The sequence below is a fragment of the Amycolatopsis sp. lyj-108 genome, from assembly GCF_046549005.1.
GTDB lineage: Bacteria > Actinomycetota > Actinomycetes > Mycobacteriales > Pseudonocardiaceae > Amycolatopsis.
Genome location: NZ_JAJPWQ010000001.1, coordinates 481,219 through 499,509, shown reverse-complemented (window position 1 = coordinate 499,509; position 18,291 = coordinate 481,219). Strand labels below are relative to the sequence as shown.

Sequence of the window (18,291 nt, the reverse complement as noted above, 5' to 3'; positions counted from 1 at the left end):
TCCATCCCCAGGAGCCGGCATGACCGTCAAACGCAAGCTCGTGGCAGCCGCCGCCGGTGCGATCCTCGCCCCGATCGCCATCGTCGCCATCCCCCAGGCGGCCAGCGCCCACGGCTACGTGCTGTCCCCGCCCAGCCGCCAGGCGAACTGCGCCCAGGGCAAGGTTTCCGGCTGCGGCGCCATCGTCTACGAACCCCAGAGCGTCGAAGGCCCCAAGGGGCTCCGCAGCTGCAACGGCGGCCTTCCCGGATTCGCCGAGCTCAACGACGAATCGAAGCCGTGGCCCGCCGCCTCGGTCGGCAACAGCGTGACCTTCAACTGGAAGTTCACCGCCTACCACCGGACCACGAACTACGAGTACTACATCGGCGGCACCAAGATCGCCGACATCAGCGGCAACAACTCCGCGCCGAAGGACCCGACGTCGCACACCGTGAGCCTGAACGGCTTCAGCGGCCGCCAGAAGGTGCTCGCCATCTGGAACATCGCGGACACGCCGATGGCCTTCTACAGCTGCATCGACCTGCAGATCGGCGGCGGCAACCCGCCCACCACGAGCAACCCGCCGACCACCAGCAACCCGCCCACGACGTCGAACCCGCCCACCAGCACCAGCAACCCGCCCGCCGGCGGCACCTGGGCGGCCGGGACGGCGTACTCGGTCGGCAGCATGGTGACCTACGGCGGCGCGACCTATCGCTGCCAGCTGGCGCACACCGCGCTGCAGGGCTGGGAACCGCCGAACACCCCCGCACTGTGGACCCGGCAGTGAAGCTGGCCCTCGTTCTCGTCGCCGGTCTCGTGGCCCTCGCGGGCTGCGGGACCGGTGATGGCTCACCGACCACCGCCGGCGGCCCGATCTCTCCGGTCCCCCAATCCGCCGCCGCGGCGTCCGCCGAGTACAACGACGCCGACGTGATGTTCCTGCAGATGATGATCGCCCACAACAACCAGGGCGTGGAGATCGTCAAGCTGGTGAAGGCCAAGCAGGCGCAAAAGCAGGAGCTCAAGGATCTCGCGGCCGCCATCGAGGCGACGCAGCAGACCGAGAGCACCGAAATGCGGAACTGGCTGAAGGGCTGGGGCAAACCCGAGACGGGTTCGGCCGATCCGCACGCGCACCACCATCACGGTGGCGACGGGCTCACGGACAAGGGGTTGCTCGAAGCACTGTCCAAAAAGGATGGTTCGGAGTTCACCCTCGACTTCGCGGACATCTTCGTCGCGCACCAGCACAACGGGGTCGCGCTCGCGAGGACCGAGCTGAAGGACGGCAAGAACCCGGAGGCGAAGGCGCTGGCCCAGCGGATCATGGACTCGCGCACCGGCGAAGTCCAGCAGATCCGGACCCTGGTCCCCGGCCAATAACGCAACTAGTCACCTACTTGCGCCGGATTTCCGGGCAAGTAGGTGACTAATTGCGGCGTTTGGGCTTCCAGACGACCAGGGCCGTCTGCTGCCGCAGCGGGACGAGGTCCTTGCGGTAGGAGGCGTGCACGGCCGCGGCCGTCTGTTCGGCGGTGAGGTACGCCGCCGTGAGCTCTTCGGTCAGTTCGGCGATGCGCGCCCGGAGGGCGTCGACCTGGTTTTCCAGCTCGATGATCCGCTTGATGCCCGCGAGGTTGACACCGTCCTCTTGGGACAGTCGCTGCACTTCGCGCAGCAACGCGATGTCCCGCATCGAGTAACGCCGTCCACCACCGGAGGTTCGGCCAGGCGACACGAGACCCTGGCGGTCGTAGGACCGCAGGGTCTGCGCGTGCAGGCCGGACAGCTGCGCCGCCACCGAAATGACGAACACCGGCGTGTCCTCGTCCGCACCGTGCGGCAACCCGCCGAACATCGCGCTCACCTGCCTTCGAGAAGTTCGGTGATCTCCGGTCGTGGATCGTGGTCGGCCATGGCCTCGGCGTAGGCCTCCAGCGCTTCACGCGCCTTGTCGTCCAATTTGGCCGGGATGGCCGCCTGCAGGGTGACCAGCAGGTCGCCCTGCGAGCCGTCACGCTTCGCGATTCCCTTGCCGCGCACGCGAAGCACCCGGCCGCTCGCCGTACCTTGCGGCACCTTCAGCGAGACCTTGCCCTCGAGCGTCGGCACGGTGATCGTGCCGCCGAGGGCCAGTTCCGCGAAGGACACCGGCACGGCGATCGTCAGGTCGAGGCCCTGACGCCCGAACAACGTATGCGGTGCGACGTGCACGCGGACGTACAGATCGCCCGGCTGCGCGCCGCCTCGGCCCGGTTCGCCCTGGCCGGCCAGGCGGATCCGCTGGTCGTCGGCGACGCCCGGCGGGATCCGCACGGTCAGCGTGCGGGTGCGGGTGCTGATGCCCTCGCCCGCGCATTCCGGGCAGGGGTCGTCGATGATCGTGCCGCGGCCACGGCAGTCGCGGCACGGCTCGGAGAACGCGAACGCGCCCTGGCTCCGGCTGACCAGCCCGCTGCCCTGGCAGGTCGAACACGTCCTCGGGGAGGTTCCCGGCTTCGCGCCGTTCCCGCCGCAGGTGGAGCAGGTCGCCGGACTCGACAGCCGCAGCGGCAGGGTCGCACCCTTGACCGCCTCGGTGAAGTCGATCCGGACGTCGGTCTCCACGTCCGAGCCGCGCTGCGGCCGGTTCGCCGTGGCACCGGCGGCACCACCGCGGCGGCCGAAGAGACCGCCGAGGATGTCGCCGAGGCCGCCGAAACCGCCCTGCTGCTGGCCCGCCTGGCCGAAGATGTCGCCGACGTCGAAACCGCCGCTGCCACCGCCGCCGCCCGGGAAGCCGAAGCCGCCGGGACCGCCGGAGCCGAAGAGGCGGCGAGCCTCGTCGTACTCCTTGCGCTTGGCCGTGTCGGACAGCACGCCGTACGCCTCGGAGACCGCCTTGAACTTCTTCTCGGCCTCCGCGTTGCCCGCGTTGGCGTCGGGGTGGTTCTCCTTGGCCAGCTTGCGATAGGCCTTCTTGATCTCGTCCGCGGTGGCGTCGGAGGAGACGCCCAGCTCACGGTAGAAGTCCTTACCGATCCATTCCCGTGCACTCACCGAACGTCTCCTCCTTTCACGCCGTATCGCCGATCAGCGGTTGTTCTCATCGAAAAGTTCGCCCTCGAGCGGCAGCTCGCCGCCGACGGGCGGGTCCACCGGGGCGTCCTGCGTCGCCGCCGCGGGTGCCGGAGCGGCACCCGGCTCGTGGTCGGTGACGCCGACCAGCGCCGCGCGCAGCACGCGTTCGCCGAAGCGGTAACCGCGGCGCATGACCGTGGTGACCGTCGGCCCGGCGACGTCCGGCGACGTGCTGTGCTGGACGGCCTCGTGCACGCTCGGGTCGAAGGGCTCACCCTCCGCGCCGAACGGCTCGAGCCCCGACCGCTGCAGGCTCCCGACCAGCTTCTCGCCGACCGCCTTGAAGGCACCCGTCAGATCGCCGTGCTGCTCCGCGCGCTCGAGGTCGTCGAGCAGCGGGAGCAGATCACCGACGACCGACGCCTTCGCGCCGGCGACGACCTGCTCGCGGTCACGGTCGACGCGCTTGCGGTAGTTGGCGTACTCCGCCTGGAGGCGCTGGAGATCGGCGGTGCGTTCCGCCAGCTCCTTCTCCAGCCCGGTCGCCACCGACACCGAGTCGTCCACAATGGACTCCCCGAGGCCGGGGCCCGCGTGTTCCGCGGGCTCCGGCTCCGTCGGGACAGCCGGCTCTTCGGCAGGAGCGGCGTGCTTCGGACCGTCCTTGGGTTCGGCCTCCGGGGCGGCCGAGCGGACCTCACCGGTCAGCGGATCGATCCGCCTGCGGTCCCGCACGACCACCGGTTCGTCCGGGCCCCGGCCCTCGGTTTCGTCGTAGCGTCCCGTCACTTCTTGTCCTTCTTGTCCTTCTCGTCCTCTTCGACGATCTCGGCGTCGACGACGTCGTCGGCCTTGGCCTGCGAACCGGTGCCCGCACCCGCGGTCCCGGTCGCGCCTTCACCGGCGGCGGCCTCATCGGCGGCGTTGCCTGCCGCGTTGGCGTAGAGCGCGGTGCCCAGCTCCTGCGAAGCGGTGTTCAGCTTCTCGATGGACTCGCGGATCTTCGCCGAGTCGGTGCCCTTGAGCGCCTCGTTGGCCTCGTCGATCGCGGACTTGACCTTGCCCTTGAGCTCGTCGGGCAGCTTGTCCTCGTTGTCCTTGACGAACTTCTCGGTCTGGTAGACGAGCGTCTCCGCCTGGTTGCGGGTCTCCGCTTCCTCGCGGCGCTGCTTGTCTTCCTCGGCGTGCGCCTCGGCGTCCTTGACCATGCGCTCGATGTCGTCCTTCGGCAGCGCGGAGCCACCGGTGATCGTCATCGACTGCTCCTTGTTCGTGCCGAGGTCCTTCGCGAGGACGTGCACGATGCCGTTGGCGTCGATGTCGAAGGTGACCTCGATCTGCGGCACGCCACGCGGGGCGGGCGGGAGACCGGTCAGCTCGAACATGCCGAGCTTCTTGTTGTGCGCCGCGATCTCGCGCTCACCCTGGAACACCTGGATCTGCACCGACGGCTGGTTGTCGTCCGCGGTGGAGAAGATCTCCGAACGCTTGGTCGGGATCGTGGTGTTGCGCTCGATGAGCTTGGTGAACACGCCGCCCTTGGTCTCGATGCCCAGCGAAAGCGGGGTCACGTCGAGCAGCAGGACGTCCTTGACCTCACCCTTGAGCACACCGGCCTGCAGCGCGGCGCCGACGGCGACGACCTCGTCCGGGTTGACGCCCTTGTTCGGCTCGCGGCCGCCGGTCAGCTCCTTGACCAGGTCCGACACGGCGGGCATGCGGGTGGAACCACCCACGAGCACGACGTGGTCGATGTCGCCGACGGCGACACCGGCGTCGCGGATGACGTTGTTGAACGGCTTGCGGGTGCGCTCGAGCAGGTCCGAGGTGATCTTCTGGAACTCGGCGCGGGAGAGCTGCTCGTCGAGGAACAGCGGGTTCTTGTCCGCGTCCACGGTGATGTACGGCAGGTTGATGCCCGCCGAGTTGGAGCTGGAGAGCTCGATCTTCGCCTTCTCGGCCGCCTCACGGATGCGCTGGAGCGCCATCTTGTCCTTGGTGAGGTCGATGCCGTTGGACGACTTGAACTTGTCGACCAGCCAGGTGACGATCCGCTCGTCCCAGTCGTCACCGCCGAGGTGGTTGTCACCCGAGGTCGCGCGGACCTCGACGACACCCTCGCCGATCTCCAGCAGCGAGACGTCGAACGTACCGCCACCGAGGTCGAAGACCAGGATGGTCTGTTCCTTCTCGCCCTTGTCCAGGCCGTACGCCAGCGCCGCCGCGGTGGGCTCGTTGACGATGCGGAGCACGTTCAGGCCGGCGATCTGCCCGGCCTCCTTGGTGGCCTGCCGCTGCGCGTCCTCGAAGTAGGCGGGGACGGTGATGACCGCGTCGGTGATGGTCTCGCCGAGGTACGCCTCGGCGTCGCGCTTGAGCTTCATCAGCACGCGGGCGCTGATCTCCTGCGAGGTGTACGCCTTGCCGTCGATCTCGGTCTTCCAGTCGGTACCGACGTGCCGCTTGACCGACCGGATGGTGCGGTCGACGTTCGTCACGGCCTGGTTCTTCGCCGGCTGGCCGGTCAGCACTTCGCCGTTCTTGGCGAAGGCGACGATGGACGGGGTGGTGCGTGAACCTTCCGAGTTGGCGATGACCGTCGGCTCGCCGCCCTCAAGGACAGCGACGACCGAGTTGGTCGTGCCGAGGTCGATGCCGACCGCTCGCGCCATGGTGTGATCCTCCTGCTAGTTTCGTGACCTGCACGTTCTCGCCCACCTTGAGCGGGCTCAACGCAAGTTGTATCGGGCCGGTGCGGCTTCCGTCAAGCCGGACTTGAGCCGACCGCACTCAACCTTGTATCCGGCTCAACGAGCGGCACGGGCGTCTTGTTCCCGGGCTACCGGCAGACCGTGCCCGGAGCCGGTGTGACCCCGCTCACCAGGTATTTCACTTCTTCGGTGCGCACGCAGGCGGAGTTCAGCAGCCCCGTGTGCCCGTACCCGGCGTCGACGAGCAATGTCGAGTTCTCGATGTTCCGCGCGAGCCCCTTCGCCCACACGAGCGGCGTCGCCGGGTCGTGTTCGCCGCCGACCACGAGGATCGGCGCCGCACCCGAGATCTTCTGCGGCCGCGGCAGGTACGCCGAGGGCACCGGCCAGCCCGTACACCCGCTCGCGATGTCCCAGAACTCCGAGTACCGCCAGCTGTGCGGCGCGAGGGTCTTCACCAGGCCCTGCATCGCCCTCATGTCAGGGTAGGAGGTGAACGGCGAGCCGAAGTCGTGGCAGCCGATCGAGCGGTACGCGCCGTAGGACGGGTCCAGCTGGGAGTACGGCACCAGCCCGTCCGCGTTCCCCGCTGTCGCGGCCTCGATGCCCTTCGCCACGTCCGGCCAGAACGCCGGCAGGATCAACCCGCCGTAGACACCGGCCGCGATCTCCTCGGCGGTCACGTTCCGCCCCAGTTGCTGCGACGGCACGCCGCCAGGCGTCCGCATGAGCTTGTCGTAGGTGGCGAGAACGTCCTTGCCGCGAAGCACGCAGTCGGAAGACGTCGTGCACCACTTCGCGAAGTCGTTGAGCGCGCCCTCGGTCGCGATGGCCTCGTCGAGGATCGCAAGCCGTGTCGGCCGGGAGTGGTCGATGGCACCGTCGAGCACCATCGTCCTGACGCGCTTCGGGTACTTCTCCGCGTACACGGCGCCGAGTTCGGAACCGTAGGAGACACCGAGCCAGTTCACCTTCGGCTCGCCGAGGGCGACCCGGATCGCTTCGATGTCGTCCGCGGCGCGCCAAGTGTCCACAGAGGACAAAGCAGGCCCTGTCCTCTTGAGACATTCCTCGCCCGAAGCGCGGTTGTGCGCGATGAGCTTTTCGTAGTCCGCGCGGCTCCGCGGGAACCGGCTGAGCGCAGGATCGTGCAGATTCGGCGCGCAACCGATCGCGGGCGTGCTGGCCCCGACGCCACGCGGGTCGAACCCGATGACGTCGAACCGCTGCCGCACCTCGGCCATTTCCGGCTGGTCCAGCGCGAACCCGCGGCCGCCGTACTTGAGCACGGTGACGCCGGCACCGCCCGGCCCGCCCGGGTTCGTCAGCAGCGAACCGACGCGGCGCGCGGGATCGGTCGCGGGCAGTTTCGCCAGTGCGATGGAAAAGCCGCCGCTCACCGGAAGGTTCGCGCATTCCAGCGTCGGCGCGTACTCGGTCGCGCACGGCTTCCAGTCGATGCCGGGCGCGGCGGACGCGGGCACCGCGGAAAGCGGCAGCAGGGTCAGCGCGGTGATCGCGGCAAGTGTCTTCATGCGGGCTTCACCGTGATCGAGCCGGTGCCGGACTGGAGGTCGAGGAGGTTCGCCGAAGCCTGGTCCTGCCGGACGCCGCCGGTCTCGACCTTGCCGACCTCCGCCTTCGCGCGGACCTGGTACGCGCCGTCGGGCACGGTGACGACGACCTTGCCGACCTCGGCGTTCGCGGTGACCGCGCCCGGTTTCGTGAGGCCGACCTCGATGTCACCGGTGCCGGTGCGCAGGTTGACCGGGCCGGACGTGCTCAGCACCTTCAGGTCGCCGACGTCCCCCTTCAGATCGACCGACGTGGCGCGCGCGAGCGTGATCTTGCCGGTGCCGATGGACCCGGAGATCGCCAGCTCGCGCGGCACCACGACGTCGTAGTCCACGCCACACTGCTTGCAGCCGCCGAGGACCAGCGTGCCGTTCTCGACGCTGTACGTCTTGCCCGGGTTCTTGCCCGTGTACGTCACTTCGCGGCGCAGCGAGACCGGTGCGCCGTCCTCGACCCGGAGCGTGACCGCGCCGACCGGGACGTCCACCCGGATCGCGGTGATCTGCTCGGTGACGGGCGCGCCGTCGCTCAGCTTCTCGTGGCTTTCGGTCGTGCAGCCGACGATCCCGAAGGCGGTCAGCGCGCCGAGAGCGAGCGCGCCGAGGACGCGCTTCTCTGTGGTTCCCATGAAAAAGTGTTCCCCCGATGAATTCCGTCAGGCCGCTTTGACCTTGACGCTTCCGCTGTCGGTGTTGAGATCGAGCTTGTGCTGGGCCGAACCGGACTGGTTCACGTCGATGTCGCGGCGGCCGCTGTCGCTGGCGCCGGTGACGTTGTAGTCGCCCGCCGGGACGGTGACCTCGACCGAACCGCTGTCGGTCTGCGCGGTGACGTCGGCGCCCTTGATCAGTTCGAGTTCGATGCGGCCGCTGTCGGTGCGGGCTTCGACGTTGCCGCCGAGCCGTTCCCCCTTGATGGCGCCGGACGCGGCCTGCACCGTGACGGCCTGGCCGATGTTCGCGAGTTCGACGCGACCGGCGTCGGACCGCACCTTCACCGTGCCCGGCACGTCCCGCACCTCGACCCGGCCGGAGTCGACCGTGACGTCCACAGTGGACACTCCGGCGATGTCGAGCGACCCGGAGTCCAGATTGCCCGTGACCGGTACGCCCGCCGGGACCACCACGTCGTAACGGACCTCGCAGTTGCTGCCGCAGCCGGCGAGGACCAGGGTGTCGCCGTCCACGCGGAACGAGTCGCCCGGCTTGTTCCAGCGGTACTCGAATTCCTGGTGGACCCGGACCGGCCCCTCGCCGGTGCGGATCTTGATGCCACCCTCGTCGTTCTCGATCCGCACGCTGCGGATCGGCTGGGTCACCTCCGCGGTGGCCTCCGCGTCGGACGGCCACCACCAGCCGAGGCCGGTGAGGACACCGACGCCGATCAACGCGATGCCTCCGATCGCGAGGAGTGGGCGCGCCATGGTCTTGAGTCCCTCCAGAGCAGGTTTCGTGTAGCTCGACGCTAAGGGCAGCACGGCGGGATGGACATAGGGGTAACCCCCGGAATCGTCCCTGATCCCGCACCGGGGTCCTCGGGGTCCTAGGTGCTGTCCTGCAGGTCATGTTCGCGGTCTTCGCGCCCAGGCGGTCCCTGACGGCACGGGCGGATGCGGCCGAGTACGACCCGGTACGAGGCCGATCCGCCCGCACCGCCAGGAACCACCTGGATCACGAAGCCCATCGAACAGACCCACAGGACAGCACCTAGCCTGGCTTTGTCATCGGTTCCACGATCAGGAGGACGCATGCCGCAGGCACCCGATCCGTACGACTTCCTGCCCGATCTGCCTGCCTTCACCTTGAGCAGCACCGACATCGAAGAAGGCGGCTTCCTGCCGACAGCCCAGCTTTCCGGGCTCTTCGGGGCGGGCGGCGAAGACCGTTCCCCGCAGCTGTCCTGGGAGGGCTTCCCCGAGGGGACCAAGAGCTTCGCCGTGACCTGCTACGACCCCGACGCCCCGACGGCGAGCGGTTTCTGGCACTGGGCGGTCTTCAACATCCCCGCGTCGGTGACCGCGCTGGCCGCGAACGCGGGCGACGAGACGGGCTCCGGCCTGCCGGCGGGCGCTGTCACCCTGAAGGGGGACGGGGGCGTGAAGCAGTTCCTCGGCGCCGCCCCGCCGCCCGGACACGGGCCGCACCGGTACATCTTCGCGGTGCACGCTGTCGACGTCGAAAAGCTTGAGGTCGGCGAAGACGCTACGCCGGCTTTCCTCGGCTTCAACCTCTTCGGCCACGCCATCGGCCGGGCCACGCTTACGGCCCTGCACGAGAACAAGGGCTGAGCGGCTTTCCGTGAGGGCCTCCTTCCCTACTCTCAGGGTAGGGAAGGAGACCCTCACGGACTTTGACCGCTAGACCTGCCCGTTGGCCCGGCTCCGCTCCATGTACTGCCCCTCGGGCGGGTCGCCGAAGCCGAACGGCCGGTACAGCCCGTGCGCGTCGGCGGTGTGCAGCATCCACCGGAACTCCGCGCCCGGTCCGTTGTCGATCATCTCCCGGACCAGTTCCTTGCCGAGCCCCGAGCCGCGCGCCTCGTCGACGACGAAGACGTCCGCGAGGTACGCGCTGCCGATGGTGTCCGAGAACGCCCGAGCGAAGCCGACCTGGCGGCCTGTCGAGCTCTCGTACGCGCCGACGACTCGCCACGCGTTCCTGAAGACCTTCTCGACCTGCTCGCGATCTCGCCATTTGCCCCAGTAAACGCTGGTGGACAAGTACTTCCACACCATGTCGAGGTCCACCCGAGCCGGGTCGTCGTCCAGTTCGTATGCGCCGACAGTCCTCATGATCCGAAAGTTACCCGGCAGGTCAACGGGGTTTCAGCAGGTAGTCGACCACCGGCCGCAGCTCTTCCGCCGACGGCGGCTCGTCGTCGATGAGGCCCTGGATCAGGAGGCCGTCGATACCGGCGAGGAACACCCGGAACGCGACCTCGTCGTCGTGCCGGACCATCGAGGTCAGCACGTCCAGCCAGCGCCGGGCGGCGGGCCGCAGTTCGGGTTTGCGCGCGGCCAGCAGGTACAGCTCGTACTCCGCCATCGTCCGCCCGCGCCGCGGGCCCAGTGCCTCCGCGAGCAGTCCGGCGACCTCTTCCGCGCCGCGGCTGCCGCGCGAACGGGCGCGGTCGATCATCCAGTAGACCTCGGTCGCCATATCCCGCGCGCACGAGATGAGGGTGGCGATCAGCAGGTCGTCGAGGCTGGAGAAGTGATAGGTCGTCGAAGCCGTCGGCACGCCTGCCTCGGCGGCGACCGTCCGATGGGTGACGCCGGCGACGCCGTCGCGTTCGATCACCCGCAACGCGGCCGCGATGATCTCGTCGCGCCGCTTCTCGCCCCTGGCCTTCCGGCCGTCGATCTGGATCTTCACTTAGTGCGCGCCCCCTGCCTCGATCAGCACGACGCCGCCGATCACCAGTACCAATCCGGCGATCACGGAGAAGTTGACGGGTTCGGAGAAGAACACGATGCCGACGGCGGCCACCAGCGCGACACCGGCCGCGGCCCAGATCGCGTAGGCGACGCTCACCGGCACGCCCGCCTTCAGCACGTACGCCAGCGCGACGAACGCGACGGCGTATCCGAGGACCACGACGATCGACGGGCCCAGCTTGCTGAACCCCTCGGAAAGTTTCAGCGACACCGTCGCGGATACCTCTGCGGCGATGGCCAAAGCGAGAAGAAGGTACGCACCCATGTCACAAAAACTACCTGGACGATCGTCTTAAAACCAAGAGAGGCGTACACCACATCGGTGGGACTTGGGCGCGGCCAGTGGGTTACCCATCAGTAAGAAGCATTAGTCTGCCCGAACCACCACAGCTTCACTCGGACGAAAGGCACCCGACGATGGGCGCTGTACAGCTGACGCTCGGCGGGATCTCGGTCCTGCTCGGCGTCGTCGCCTGGGGAATGTTCTTCGCGACCATCGCCCGCTTCGTGCGGGTGATCCGCCTCGGTCAGCCGGACTCGACCCGCAACGGCCCGTTCATTCCGCGCATGAAGACCCTGATCAAGGAATTCGCCGCGCACACCCGGATGAACAAGGTCAAGAGCGTCGGCCCGGCGCACTGGCTGGTCATGTGGGGCTTCCTGATCGGGTCGCTCGCCCTCTTCGAGGCGTACGGCGAGGTCTTCGTTCCCACGTGGGGCTGGCCCATCCTCGACGACTGGTCGCTGTTCCAGCTGCTCATGGAGCTGCTCGGGGCCGGCACCATCGTCGGCATCCTGGTGCTGATCTGGGTCCGCCAGAAGAACCACCCGCGCCGCGCCGACCGGCAGTCCCGCTTCCAGGGCTCCAACTTCAAGTGGGCGTACTTCATCGAGGCCGTCGTGCTCATCGAGGGCATCGGCATCATCGGCGTGCGCGCCGCGAAGTCCGCGCTGAACGTCCACGAGACCCCGGTCTGGGCCGCGTTCGTCTCGCATCCGATCGGTGAGCTGCTGCCCGCGAGCCCGAACCTGGTCTCGGTGTTCGCGTTCGTCAAGCTGATGAGCGCCACGATCTGGCTGATCGTCATCGCGCGCACGATGACCATGGGCATCGCGTGGCACCGGTTCAGCGCCTTCTTCAACATCTACTTCAAGCGCGAGGCCGACGGCGGCGTCGCGCTGGGCGCGCTCAAGCCGATGATGAGCAACGGCAAGGTGCTCGACCTCGAAGAGGCCGACCCGGACGAGGACACCTTCGGCGTCGGCAAGATCGAGGACTTCAGCTGGAAGGGCTGGCTGGACTTCTCCACCTGCACCGAATGCGGCCGCTGCCAGTCGCAGTGCCCCGCGTGGAACACCGGCAAGCCGCTTTCGCCGAAGCTGCTCATCACGCAGCTTCGCGACCACGCCTACGCGAAGGCGCCGTACCTGCTCGCGGGCGGCAAGCGTGACATGGCCGGTGACGAGGTCGGGCTCTCCGGCGACGACATGTACGCGGGCATCGACGTCCTCGCGATCGCGGAGTCGCAGAAGGCCCTCATCGGCGATGACGGCGGCGTGATCGACCCCGAGGTGCTGTGGTCCTGCACCTCCTGCGGCGCGTGCGTCGAGCAGTGCCCGGTGGACATCGAACACGTCGACCACATCGTCGACATGCGCCGCTACCAGGTGATGATCGAGTCCTCGTTCCCCAGCGAGCTCAACGGGATGTTCAAGAACCTGGAGAACAAGGGCAACCCGTGGGGCCAGAACGCCAAGGACCGGCTCGCCTGGACCGAGGACCTGGAGTTCGAGGTGCCGGTGTTCGACGGCGACCTCGGCGACGCCGAGTACCTCTTCTGGGTCGGCTGCGCCGGCGCGTTCGAGGACCGCGCGAAGAAGACCACGCGCGCTGTCGCGGAACTGCTGCACATCGCGGGCGTCAAGTACACCGTGCTCGGCTCGGAGGAGTCCTGCACCGGTGACCCGGCCCGCCGCGCGGGCAACGAGTTCCTGTTCCAGATGCTGGCGCAGCAGAACGTCGAGATCCTGAACTCGGTGTTCGAGGGCCGCGAACGCAAGGAGCGCAAGGTGGTCGTCACCTGTGCCCACTGCTTCAACACGCTCGCGAACGAGTACCCGGAACTGGGCGGCCAGTTCGAGGTCGTGCACCACACGCAGCTGCTCAACCGCCTGGTGCGGGAGAAGCACCTGACCCCGGTGGCCCCGGTCGCCGAGGACGTCACCTACCACGACCCGTGCTACCTGGGCCGCCACAACAAGATCTACGACGCTCCGCGTGAGCTCGTCGGCGCTTCGGGCGCGCAACTGCGCGAGATGCCGCGGCACGGCGACCGTTCGATGTGCTGTGGTGCCGGTGGCGCGCGGATGTGGATGGAAGAGAAGATCGGCAAGCGCATCAACGTCGAGCGCGTCGACGAAGCGCTCGGCACCGCGCCTTCGAAGATCGCGACCGGCTGCCCGTTCTGCCGCGTGATGCTGACCGACGGCGTCACGGCGCGCCAGAGCGACGGGCAGGCGAGCGAGAAGGTCGAGGTCGTCGACGTCGCCCAGCTGCTGCTGACCGCCGTCAAGCGGAAGCCGGAGCCGCAACTGGTCCCGGCGGGAGCGCCGTCCCTGGACGGCGTCTCGGATGCCGAACTCGACGGAAAGGCCGACGTGCCCACCGACGAAACAGCCACCGGAACACCACTTCCCGAGGAAGACAAGTAGAAGCCCGAGACCGGAGGGAACATTCTCTCGCACATAATGCGAGAGAATGTTCCCTCTTGTTTTATCCGGTCCGGACCATTCGGTCCCGTTACCCGTTCGGCGGTACACCGTGCCGATAGGCTGCAGCGGATTCGGAAAAACGGGGGCGAGGAAATCGATGGGCAACCGGCACGAACTCCGCTCGGTCAAGGAACACCGGCTCGCCATGCCGGGGTCGCCGACCGTTCGCCCGCCCGCTCGCGTCCCGTCGACCGCGGCACTCGCCAGAATGGCCCAGGAAGCGACCATCCCCAGCATCCCGGCAGCCAGGCGACCACCGCGACAGGAACGCCGCCGCACGCGCGTCCGCCCGTACGTCCGCACGGGCGGACGCACACAGTCCAAACGGAACTTCGCCATCGAAGCGATGATTTCCGTCCGGAACGACGCGCCGTGGAACGCGCCAGGGTTCAGCGTCGAATTCCATTCCGTGAGAACACTGTGCCGTCGTCCGACTTCCGTCGCCGAAGTAGCGGCGTCACTAAGCGTTCCACTCGGCGTTGCAAAGGTCCTTTTGGGTGATATGGCCGAACTCGGTTTGGTCACCGTTCATGAAACGCAGGCTGAATTCGACGGTCATCCGGCACTCGCCTTGATGGAACGTGTACTGCAGGGTTTGCGTCGCCTGTGAGATCGACTCACTCGCACTACGCTACGCGAGGTGAGTGAAGAATCCGGTGACGAAAGCACGCTGACCGTGGTGCTGGCGGGTGGGGTCAACCTCGCCATCGCCGTGCTGAAACTGATCGCCGGGATCATCACCGGCTCCGGCGCGATGCTGTCGGAGGCCGCGCACTCGGTGGCCGACACGATCACCGAAGTCCTCCTGCTGACCGCGCTGAAACGGTCGGACCGCCCCGCCGACCGCGTCCACCCCTTCGGCTACGGCAAGGAACGCTACTTCTGGTCGCTGCTCGCGGCGGTGTCGATCTTCGCCTCCGGCGCGATGTTCGCGCTCTACGAAGGCTTCTCGACGGTGTTCGGCGAAGCGACCGAGCAGTCCGATCCGATCGTCGGCTACGTCGTCCTCGCGATCGCGTTCGTCCTCGAGTCCGTCTCGTGGTTCCAGGCCGTGCGGCAGGTGCGGCGCGACGCCGCGGAGTCCGGCCAGAAGGTCTCGGTGTACCTGCGGATGATCGACGACCCGGCCCCGAAGACCGTCCTGTTCGAGGACTCGGCCGCGCTGATCGGCCTGCTGCTCGCGTTCGCCGGGATCGGGCTGCACCAGCTCACCGGATCGCATGTCTGGGACGGCGCGGCGTCGATCGCGATCGGGGTGCTGCTGGCGCTCGTCGCGTACGTGCTCGGGCGCACCAACCGCGGCCTGCTGATCGGCAGGCAGGCCGATCCGAGGCTGGTGCGCGCGGTGCGCGATCACTTGATGGGCGCGCCCGAGATCGAGGCCGTCGTCGACCTGCAGACCATGCTGATGGGCACCGATCAGGTGCTCGTCTGCGCCCGCGTCGACTTCGACGACGCGCTCTCCGCCGCGGAGGTCGAACGAGCCTGTGTCCGGATGGCGAGCGAACTGACGCGGACCTTCGGCGACGTCACCGAGGTGTTCATCGAACCGGTCCCGCGCACGGACGCCGAACTGCGCGCGGCCGTGCTGGCCCGCTACGGCGACTGGGACAAGGGTCAGTAGCCGAAGTTCTGCGTCCAGTACATGCCCTTGGTGTTGACGCCGACACCGATCTTCTTCAGCTTGCAGTTGAGGATGTTCGCGCGGTGGCCCTCGGAGTTCATCCAGGCGTCCATCACCTTCGCGGCGTTCGACTGGCCCTTGGCGATGTTCTCGGCGCCGGGTTTGTCGTAGCCGGCGGCACGGATGCGCTGGTCGAACGTGACGCCTTCCGGCGTGGTGTGCGAGAAGTAGTTCCTGGCGGACATGTCGTCGCTGTGGCCCTGCGCGGCGGCGGCCAGACGCGACTCGTTGCTCACCGGCGAGCAGCCCGCGTCGGCGCGCTCGGCGTTGACGAGGTCGACGACCTGGGCGGCGAGCGAGCTGTCCTGCGAACGAGGCGGCTCCGGAGCCTTGCTGGGCGTCGGCTTCGGGGCTTCGGAACTCTGGGCGGGCGGCTCGGCCGGAGCGGACGACGAGCTCGGCGGCGCGGAGGAAGACGTGGGGGCGGCCGAAGACGACGTCGGGGCCGCGGAGTCGGACGCGGGGCCGCCAGGGGCCGGAGCGGACGTCTGGCCGAAGTAAGAGGGAGGCTTCGCGAGGGCGTCGCCAGGTCTGCCCTTGGTGTCGGGAACACTCAGTGACAGATTACTCAGCGCAGTACCCTGGAACCGATCGGTCACCATCAGGTAGCTCGCACTGGCGATCACCCCGCCCAGCAGGACGCTGAGCGTGACCAGCAGTAACCGGCTTCGTGTTCTATTGGGGGACACGGGGCCGAAAACTATCACGAACCGGTTACGGCAATACCCCCGAAAGTAGTAATACCGGTCAGCGGTCGCGCTCGGTGCTCTGTCTTCCAGTGATCGACTTTGTCGAGTCATGCGTGATCGCCGCGGCGTCCGTGAGGAACCGGATCACCGTCTCGAGCTCACCGTCCGTGTAGTTCTCGCAGGCCTCGCGGACAGACTTCACCAGGTGGTCCCACAACGGCGCGGCGGAGACCATCGCCGCCCCGTCGATCTCGATGAGCACCTTGCGCCGATCCTCGGGATGCGGCTTCCGCGCGACGATCCCCTTGCCCTCGAGTCTGTCGATGAGCGCGGTGATCGACGCCGGCGCGAGCCCCGAGAGCTGCGAGAGCGCCTTCGGCGTCTGCGGCCCGAGGCGGGCGAGGTAGTCGGTCACCTTGCTTTCGACGGCCGAAAGGCCGCGCTGCTCGGCGATCGCCGCATGGAACATGACCGTCTCCGTCGACAGCGCCCGCGATCCGCCGAGGACCCGTTCGACCAGCTCCGCCCGCTCACTTGACACGTCGGCCAGCCTAGCGGAGTCTTTAGTTCGATAGAACGAATTAGTTTCTAAGATATTCGATGAGGTGAACGACATGGCGCAGGTACTGATCGCCGGCGGGGGTATCGCGGGCACGGTCACGGCGATCGCGCTGCACGAGATCGGCCACGAACCGGTGATCCACGAGGCGTACGACCGGACCGCGGAAGGCGTCGGCGCGTTTTTGACTCTCGCGGTGAACGGACTCGACGCGCTGGCGCCGCTGGCACTGAAAGACCTGGTCAAAGAACTGGGATTCGACACGCCGCGGATCAAGATGCGGCTGGGGAACGGGCGCGAACTGGCGGACCTCGCGCTCGGCGGCCGACTGGAAGACGGCACCACGAGCCAGACCGTGCTGCGCTCCGAGCTCTACATCGGCCTTCGCGACGAAGCCGTCAGACGCGGCATCGAGGTCCGCTACGGCAAGCGCCTGGCCGACGCTCGCGAGACCGCTTCCGGCGTACTCGCGACGTTCGAGGACGGCTCGTCGGCCGAGGGCGACCTGCTGATCGGTGCGGACGGGCTCCGCTCGCGGGTGCGGACGATCATCGACCCGCGGGCGCCGTCACCGCGCTACGTGCCCCTGCTGAACACCGGTGGGCTGGCCGAGGGCCTGCGGCTGGACGACGAACCCGGCGTCATGCACATGACCTTCGGCAAGCGGCTGTTCTTCGCACACGTCGTCCACCCGGACGGCGGCGTCTGGTGGTTCGCGAACGTGCCCCGGAAGCATGAGCCGTCTCCGGCCGACCTCGCCGTGATGACCACCTGGCGCGAAGACCTGATCCGGGAACTCGCGGTGGACCGCACTCCGGCCGTCGAGATCGTGCGCGCGACGCGCGAGATCTACCGGCCGTGGGCGACGTACGACTTCCCGAACGTGCCGACCTGGCGGACGGACCGGATGGTCATCATCGGCGACGCCGCCCACGCGACCTCACCGGCCGCGGGACAAGGCGCGGCGATGGCCGTCGAGGACGCCGTCACGCTGGCGCGATGCCTGCGCGACGTGCCCTCGATCCCGAAAGCGCTCGCCGCCTACGAAGGACTGCGACGCGAGCGCGTCGAGGCCGTCGTCGAGCGCGGCAAGCGCAACGGCGACGCGAAGGCGGTCGGCCCCGTCGGACGGGTGATCCGCGACTTCTTCCTCACGCGGGCGTTCAAGAACCCACCGAAGGAGGATCCGAACGCCTTCATGTGGCGGCACCGGATCGAGTGGGAAGCTCCAGTCGGTTAGCGCCAAGTGTCGACGCGGTGGAAGTTCTTGTACGCGCGGCTCGGGGTCGGTCCCCGCTGCCCCTGGTAGCGCGAACCGGCCTCGTTCGAGCCGTACGGGAACTCCGCCGCGCTGGACAGGCGGAAGATGCAGAGCTGGCCGATCTTCATACCCGGCCACAGCGTGATCGGCAGGTTCGCGACGTTCGACAGCTCCAGCGTGATGTGACCCGAGAAGCCCGGGTCGATGAAGCCCGCGGTGGAGTGCGTGAGCAGGCCGAGGCGGCCGAGGGAGGACTTGCCCTCCAGACGGCCGGCGAGGTCGTCGGCGAGGGTGACGGTCTCGTACGTCGAACCCAGAACGAACTCGCCGGGGTGGAGCACGAAGGGGTCTTCGCCCTCCTTCTCGACCAGCGAGGTCAGCTCGTCCTGCTGGAGCTGCGGGTCGATGTGCGTGTACTTGCTGTTGTCGAACACGCGGAAATAGCGGTCGAGTCGCACGTCGATGCTCGACGGCTGGACCATCGTCGGGTCGAACGGGTCGACACCGAGACGGCCGGCGTCGAGCTCTTTACGGAGGTCACGGTCGCTGAGGAGCACGC

General features: G+C 68.0%; 20 protein-coding genes. 7 read left to right on the top strand and 13 right to left on the bottom strand.

Translation table 11 applies throughout. The features are described 5' to 3' along the window. The first annotated feature begins 19 nt into the window (after positions 1–19). Both ACLJO0_RS02435 and ACLJO0_RS02430 read left to right on the top strand, forming a co-directional pair. Complete coding sequence (locus tag ACLJO0_RS02435; protein WP_410576367.1) at positions 20–772, top strand: lytic polysaccharide monooxygenase; 753 nt, start codon at positions 20–22, stop codon at positions 770–772. Beyond that, the gene (locus ACLJO0_RS02430; RefSeq protein WP_125790859.1) at positions 769–1,368 is read left to right on the top strand and encodes a DUF305 domain-containing protein; all 600 of its coding nucleotides are present in this window, start codon (positions 769–771) and stop codon (positions 1,366–1,368) included. The genes ACLJO0_RS02435 and ACLJO0_RS02430 overlap by 4 nt, the downstream gene beginning before the upstream one ends. Before the next feature lie 46 nt (positions 1,369–1,414). Here ACLJO0_RS02430 and ACLJO0_RS02425 read toward each other — a convergent pair whose 3' ends face one another. The 7 genes from ACLJO0_RS02425 to ACLJO0_RS02395 all read right to left on the bottom strand — a co-directional run bounded on the left by ACLJO0_RS02425 (position 1,415) and on the right by ACLJO0_RS02395 (position 8,754). After that, positions 1,415–1,843, bottom strand: coding sequence for a heat shock protein transcriptional repressor HspR (locus tag ACLJO0_RS02425; RefSeq protein ID WP_396554189.1), 429 nt, complete (start codon positions 1,841–1,843; stop codon positions 1,415–1,417). A 5-nt stretch (positions 1,844–1,848) separates the two neighbouring features. After that, complete coding sequence (gene dnaJ, locus ACLJO0_RS02420; protein WP_125790857.1) at positions 1,849–3,024, bottom strand: molecular chaperone DnaJ; 1,176 nt, start codon at positions 3,022–3,024, stop codon at positions 1,849–1,851. 33 nt (positions 3,025–3,057) lie between these two features. Beyond that, positions 3,058–3,834 carry a nucleotide exchange factor GrpE gene (gene grpE / locus ACLJO0_RS02415; protein ID WP_410576366.1) on the bottom strand — a complete coding sequence of 259 codons (777 nt, stop codon included), beginning with the start codon at positions 3,832–3,834 and terminating at the stop codon, positions 3,058–3,060. Next, positions 3,831–5,717, bottom strand: a complete 1,887-nt coding sequence (gene dnaK / locus ACLJO0_RS02410; RefSeq protein ID WP_410576365.1) for a molecular chaperone DnaK — start codon at positions 5,715–5,717, stop codon at positions 3,831–3,833. The genes grpE and dnaK overlap by 4 nt, the downstream gene beginning before the upstream one ends. Positions 5,718–5,884: 167 nt before the next feature. Continuing rightward, positions 5,885–7,291, bottom strand: coding sequence for an alpha/beta hydrolase (locus tag ACLJO0_RS02405; RefSeq protein WP_410576364.1), 1,407 nt, complete (start codon positions 7,289–7,291; stop codon positions 5,885–5,887). Beyond that, positions 7,288–7,959 carry a DUF4097 family beta strand repeat-containing protein gene (locus tag ACLJO0_RS02400; RefSeq protein WP_410576363.1) on the bottom strand — a complete coding sequence of 224 codons (672 nt, stop codon included), beginning with the start codon at positions 7,957–7,959 and terminating at the stop codon, positions 7,288–7,290. The genes ACLJO0_RS02405 and ACLJO0_RS02400 overlap by 4 nt, the downstream gene beginning before the upstream one ends. A gap of 27 nt (positions 7,960–7,986) precedes the next feature. Further along, positions 7,987–8,754 (bottom strand): DUF4097 family beta strand repeat-containing protein, encoded by a 768-nt coding sequence (locus ACLJO0_RS02395; RefSeq protein ID WP_410576362.1) that lies wholly within the window; start codon positions 8,752–8,754, stop codon positions 7,987–7,989. A gap of 324 nt (positions 8,755–9,078) precedes the next feature. On the opposite strand from ACLJO0_RS02395, the gene ACLJO0_RS02390 reads away from it, so the two are divergent. Continuing rightward, positions 9,079–9,618, top strand: a complete 540-nt coding sequence (locus tag ACLJO0_RS02390; RefSeq protein WP_410576361.1) for a YbhB/YbcL family Raf kinase inhibitor-like protein — start codon at positions 9,079–9,081, stop codon at positions 9,616–9,618. A gap of 69 nt (positions 9,619–9,687) precedes the next feature. Here ACLJO0_RS02390 and ACLJO0_RS02385 read toward each other — a convergent pair whose 3' ends face one another. The 3 genes from ACLJO0_RS02385 to ACLJO0_RS02375 are packed head-to-tail and all read right to left on the bottom strand — an operon-like array spanning position 9,688 to position 11,032. Next, entirely contained in the window at positions 9,688–10,122 is a 435-nt protein-coding gene (locus ACLJO0_RS02385; protein WP_410576360.1) for a GNAT family N-acetyltransferase, read from the bottom strand. 22 nt (positions 10,123–10,144) lie between these two features. Further along, entirely contained in the window at positions 10,145–10,705 is a 561-nt protein-coding gene (locus ACLJO0_RS02380) for a TetR/AcrR family transcriptional regulator (RefSeq protein WP_125790849.1), read from the bottom strand. Then, entirely contained in the window at positions 10,706–11,032 is a 327-nt protein-coding gene (locus ACLJO0_RS02375) for a DMT family transporter (RefSeq protein ID WP_125790848.1), read from the bottom strand. A gap of 152 nt (positions 11,033–11,184) precedes the next feature. On the opposite strand from ACLJO0_RS02375, the gene ACLJO0_RS02370 reads away from it, so the two are divergent. The 3 genes from ACLJO0_RS02370 to ACLJO0_RS02360 all read left to right on the top strand — a co-directional run bounded on the left by ACLJO0_RS02370 (position 11,185) and on the right by ACLJO0_RS02360 (position 15,163). Next, entirely contained in the window at positions 11,185–13,479 is a 2,295-nt protein-coding gene (locus ACLJO0_RS02370) for a (Fe-S)-binding protein (protein WP_410576359.1), read from the top strand. Positions 13,480–13,636: 157 nt separating this feature from the next. Then, on the top strand, positions 13,637–14,149 hold the full coding sequence (locus tag ACLJO0_RS02365; protein WP_410576358.1) for a DUF742 domain-containing protein: 513 nt from the start codon (positions 13,637–13,639) through the stop codon (positions 14,147–14,149). 30 nt (positions 14,150–14,179) lie between these two features. Continuing rightward, positions 14,180–15,163: a cation diffusion facilitator family transporter gene (locus ACLJO0_RS02360; RefSeq protein ID WP_410576357.1), complete on the top strand. Its 984-nt coding sequence runs from the start codon at positions 14,180–14,182 to the stop codon at positions 15,161–15,163. Here ACLJO0_RS02360 and ACLJO0_RS02355 read toward each other — a convergent pair. After that, the gene (locus ACLJO0_RS02355; RefSeq protein ID WP_410576951.1) at positions 15,157–15,849 is read right to left on the bottom strand and encodes a CAP domain-containing protein; all 693 of its coding nucleotides are present in this window, start codon (positions 15,847–15,849) and stop codon (positions 15,157–15,159) included. The genes ACLJO0_RS02360 and ACLJO0_RS02355 overlap by 7 nt on opposite strands. 121 nt (positions 15,850–15,970) lie before the next feature. Beyond that, a complete protein-coding gene (locus tag ACLJO0_RS02350; RefSeq protein ID WP_410576356.1) occupies positions 15,971–16,453 on the bottom strand; it encodes a MarR family winged helix-turn-helix transcriptional regulator in 483 nt (160 codons plus the stop codon). Between the two features lie 73 nt (positions 16,454–16,526). Here ACLJO0_RS02350 and ACLJO0_RS02345 point away from each other — a divergent pair, with 73 nt between their 5' ends. After that, positions 16,527–17,711, top strand: a complete 1,185-nt coding sequence (locus ACLJO0_RS02345) for an FAD-dependent oxidoreductase (RefSeq protein ID WP_410576355.1) — start codon at positions 16,527–16,529, stop codon at positions 17,709–17,711. Here ACLJO0_RS02345 and dcd read toward each other — a convergent pair. After that, positions 17,708–18,289 (bottom strand): dCTP deaminase, encoded by a 582-nt coding sequence (gene dcd / locus ACLJO0_RS02340; RefSeq protein WP_125679521.1) that lies wholly within the window; start codon positions 18,287–18,289, stop codon positions 17,708–17,710. The two genes, ACLJO0_RS02345 and dcd, sit on opposite strands and share 4 nt — an antisense overlap. Positions 18,290–18,291 lie beyond the last annotated feature (2 nt).

What these genes read in the sequence shown, in the direction of transcription:
- ACLJO0_RS02395 (WP_410576362.1), bottom strand. Translation starts at nt 8,754, where the DNA reads ATGGCGCGCCCACTCCTCGCGATCGGAGGCATCGCGTTGATCGGCGTC.
- ACLJO0_RS02400 (WP_410576363.1), bottom strand. Translation starts at nt 7,959, where the DNA reads ATGGGAACCACAGAGAAGCGCGTCCTCGGCGCGCTCGCTCTCGGCGCG.
- ACLJO0_RS02390 (WP_410576361.1), top strand. Translation starts at nt 9,079, where the DNA reads ATGCCGCAGGCACCCGATCCGTACGACTTCCTGCCCGATCTGCCTGCC.
- ACLJO0_RS02385 (WP_410576360.1), bottom strand. Translation starts at nt 10,122, where the DNA reads ATGAGGACTGTCGGCGCATACGAACTGGACGACGACCCGGCTCGGGTG.
- ACLJO0_RS02405 (WP_410576364.1), bottom strand. Translation starts at nt 7,291, where the DNA reads ATGAAGACACTTGCCGCGATCACCGCGCTGACCCTGCTGCCGCTTTCC.
- ACLJO0_RS02365 (WP_410576358.1), top strand. Translation starts at nt 13,637, where the DNA reads ATGGGCAACCGGCACGAACTCCGCTCGGTCAAGGAACACCGGCTCGCC.
- ACLJO0_RS02425 (WP_396554189.1), bottom strand. Translation starts at nt 1,843, where the DNA reads ATGTTCGGCGGGTTGCCGCACGGTGCGGACGAGGACACGCCGGTGTTC.
- ACLJO0_RS02345 (WP_410576355.1), top strand. Translation starts at nt 16,527, where the DNA reads ATGGCGCAGGTACTGATCGCCGGCGGGGGTATCGCGGGCACGGTCACG.
- dnaK (WP_410576365.1), bottom strand. Translation starts at nt 5,717, where the DNA reads ATGGCGCGAGCGGTCGGCATCGACCTCGGCACGACCAACTCGGTCGTC.
- ACLJO0_RS02375 (WP_125790848.1), bottom strand. Translation starts at nt 11,032, where the DNA reads ATGGGTGCGTACCTTCTTCTCGCTTTGGCCATCGCCGCAGAGGTATCC.
- ACLJO0_RS02435 (WP_410576367.1), top strand. Translation starts at nt 20, where the DNA reads ATGACCGTCAAACGCAAGCTCGTGGCAGCCGCCGCCGGTGCGATCCTC.
- ACLJO0_RS02370 (WP_410576359.1), top strand. Translation starts at nt 11,185, where the DNA reads ATGGGCGCTGTACAGCTGACGCTCGGCGGGATCTCGGTCCTGCTCGGC.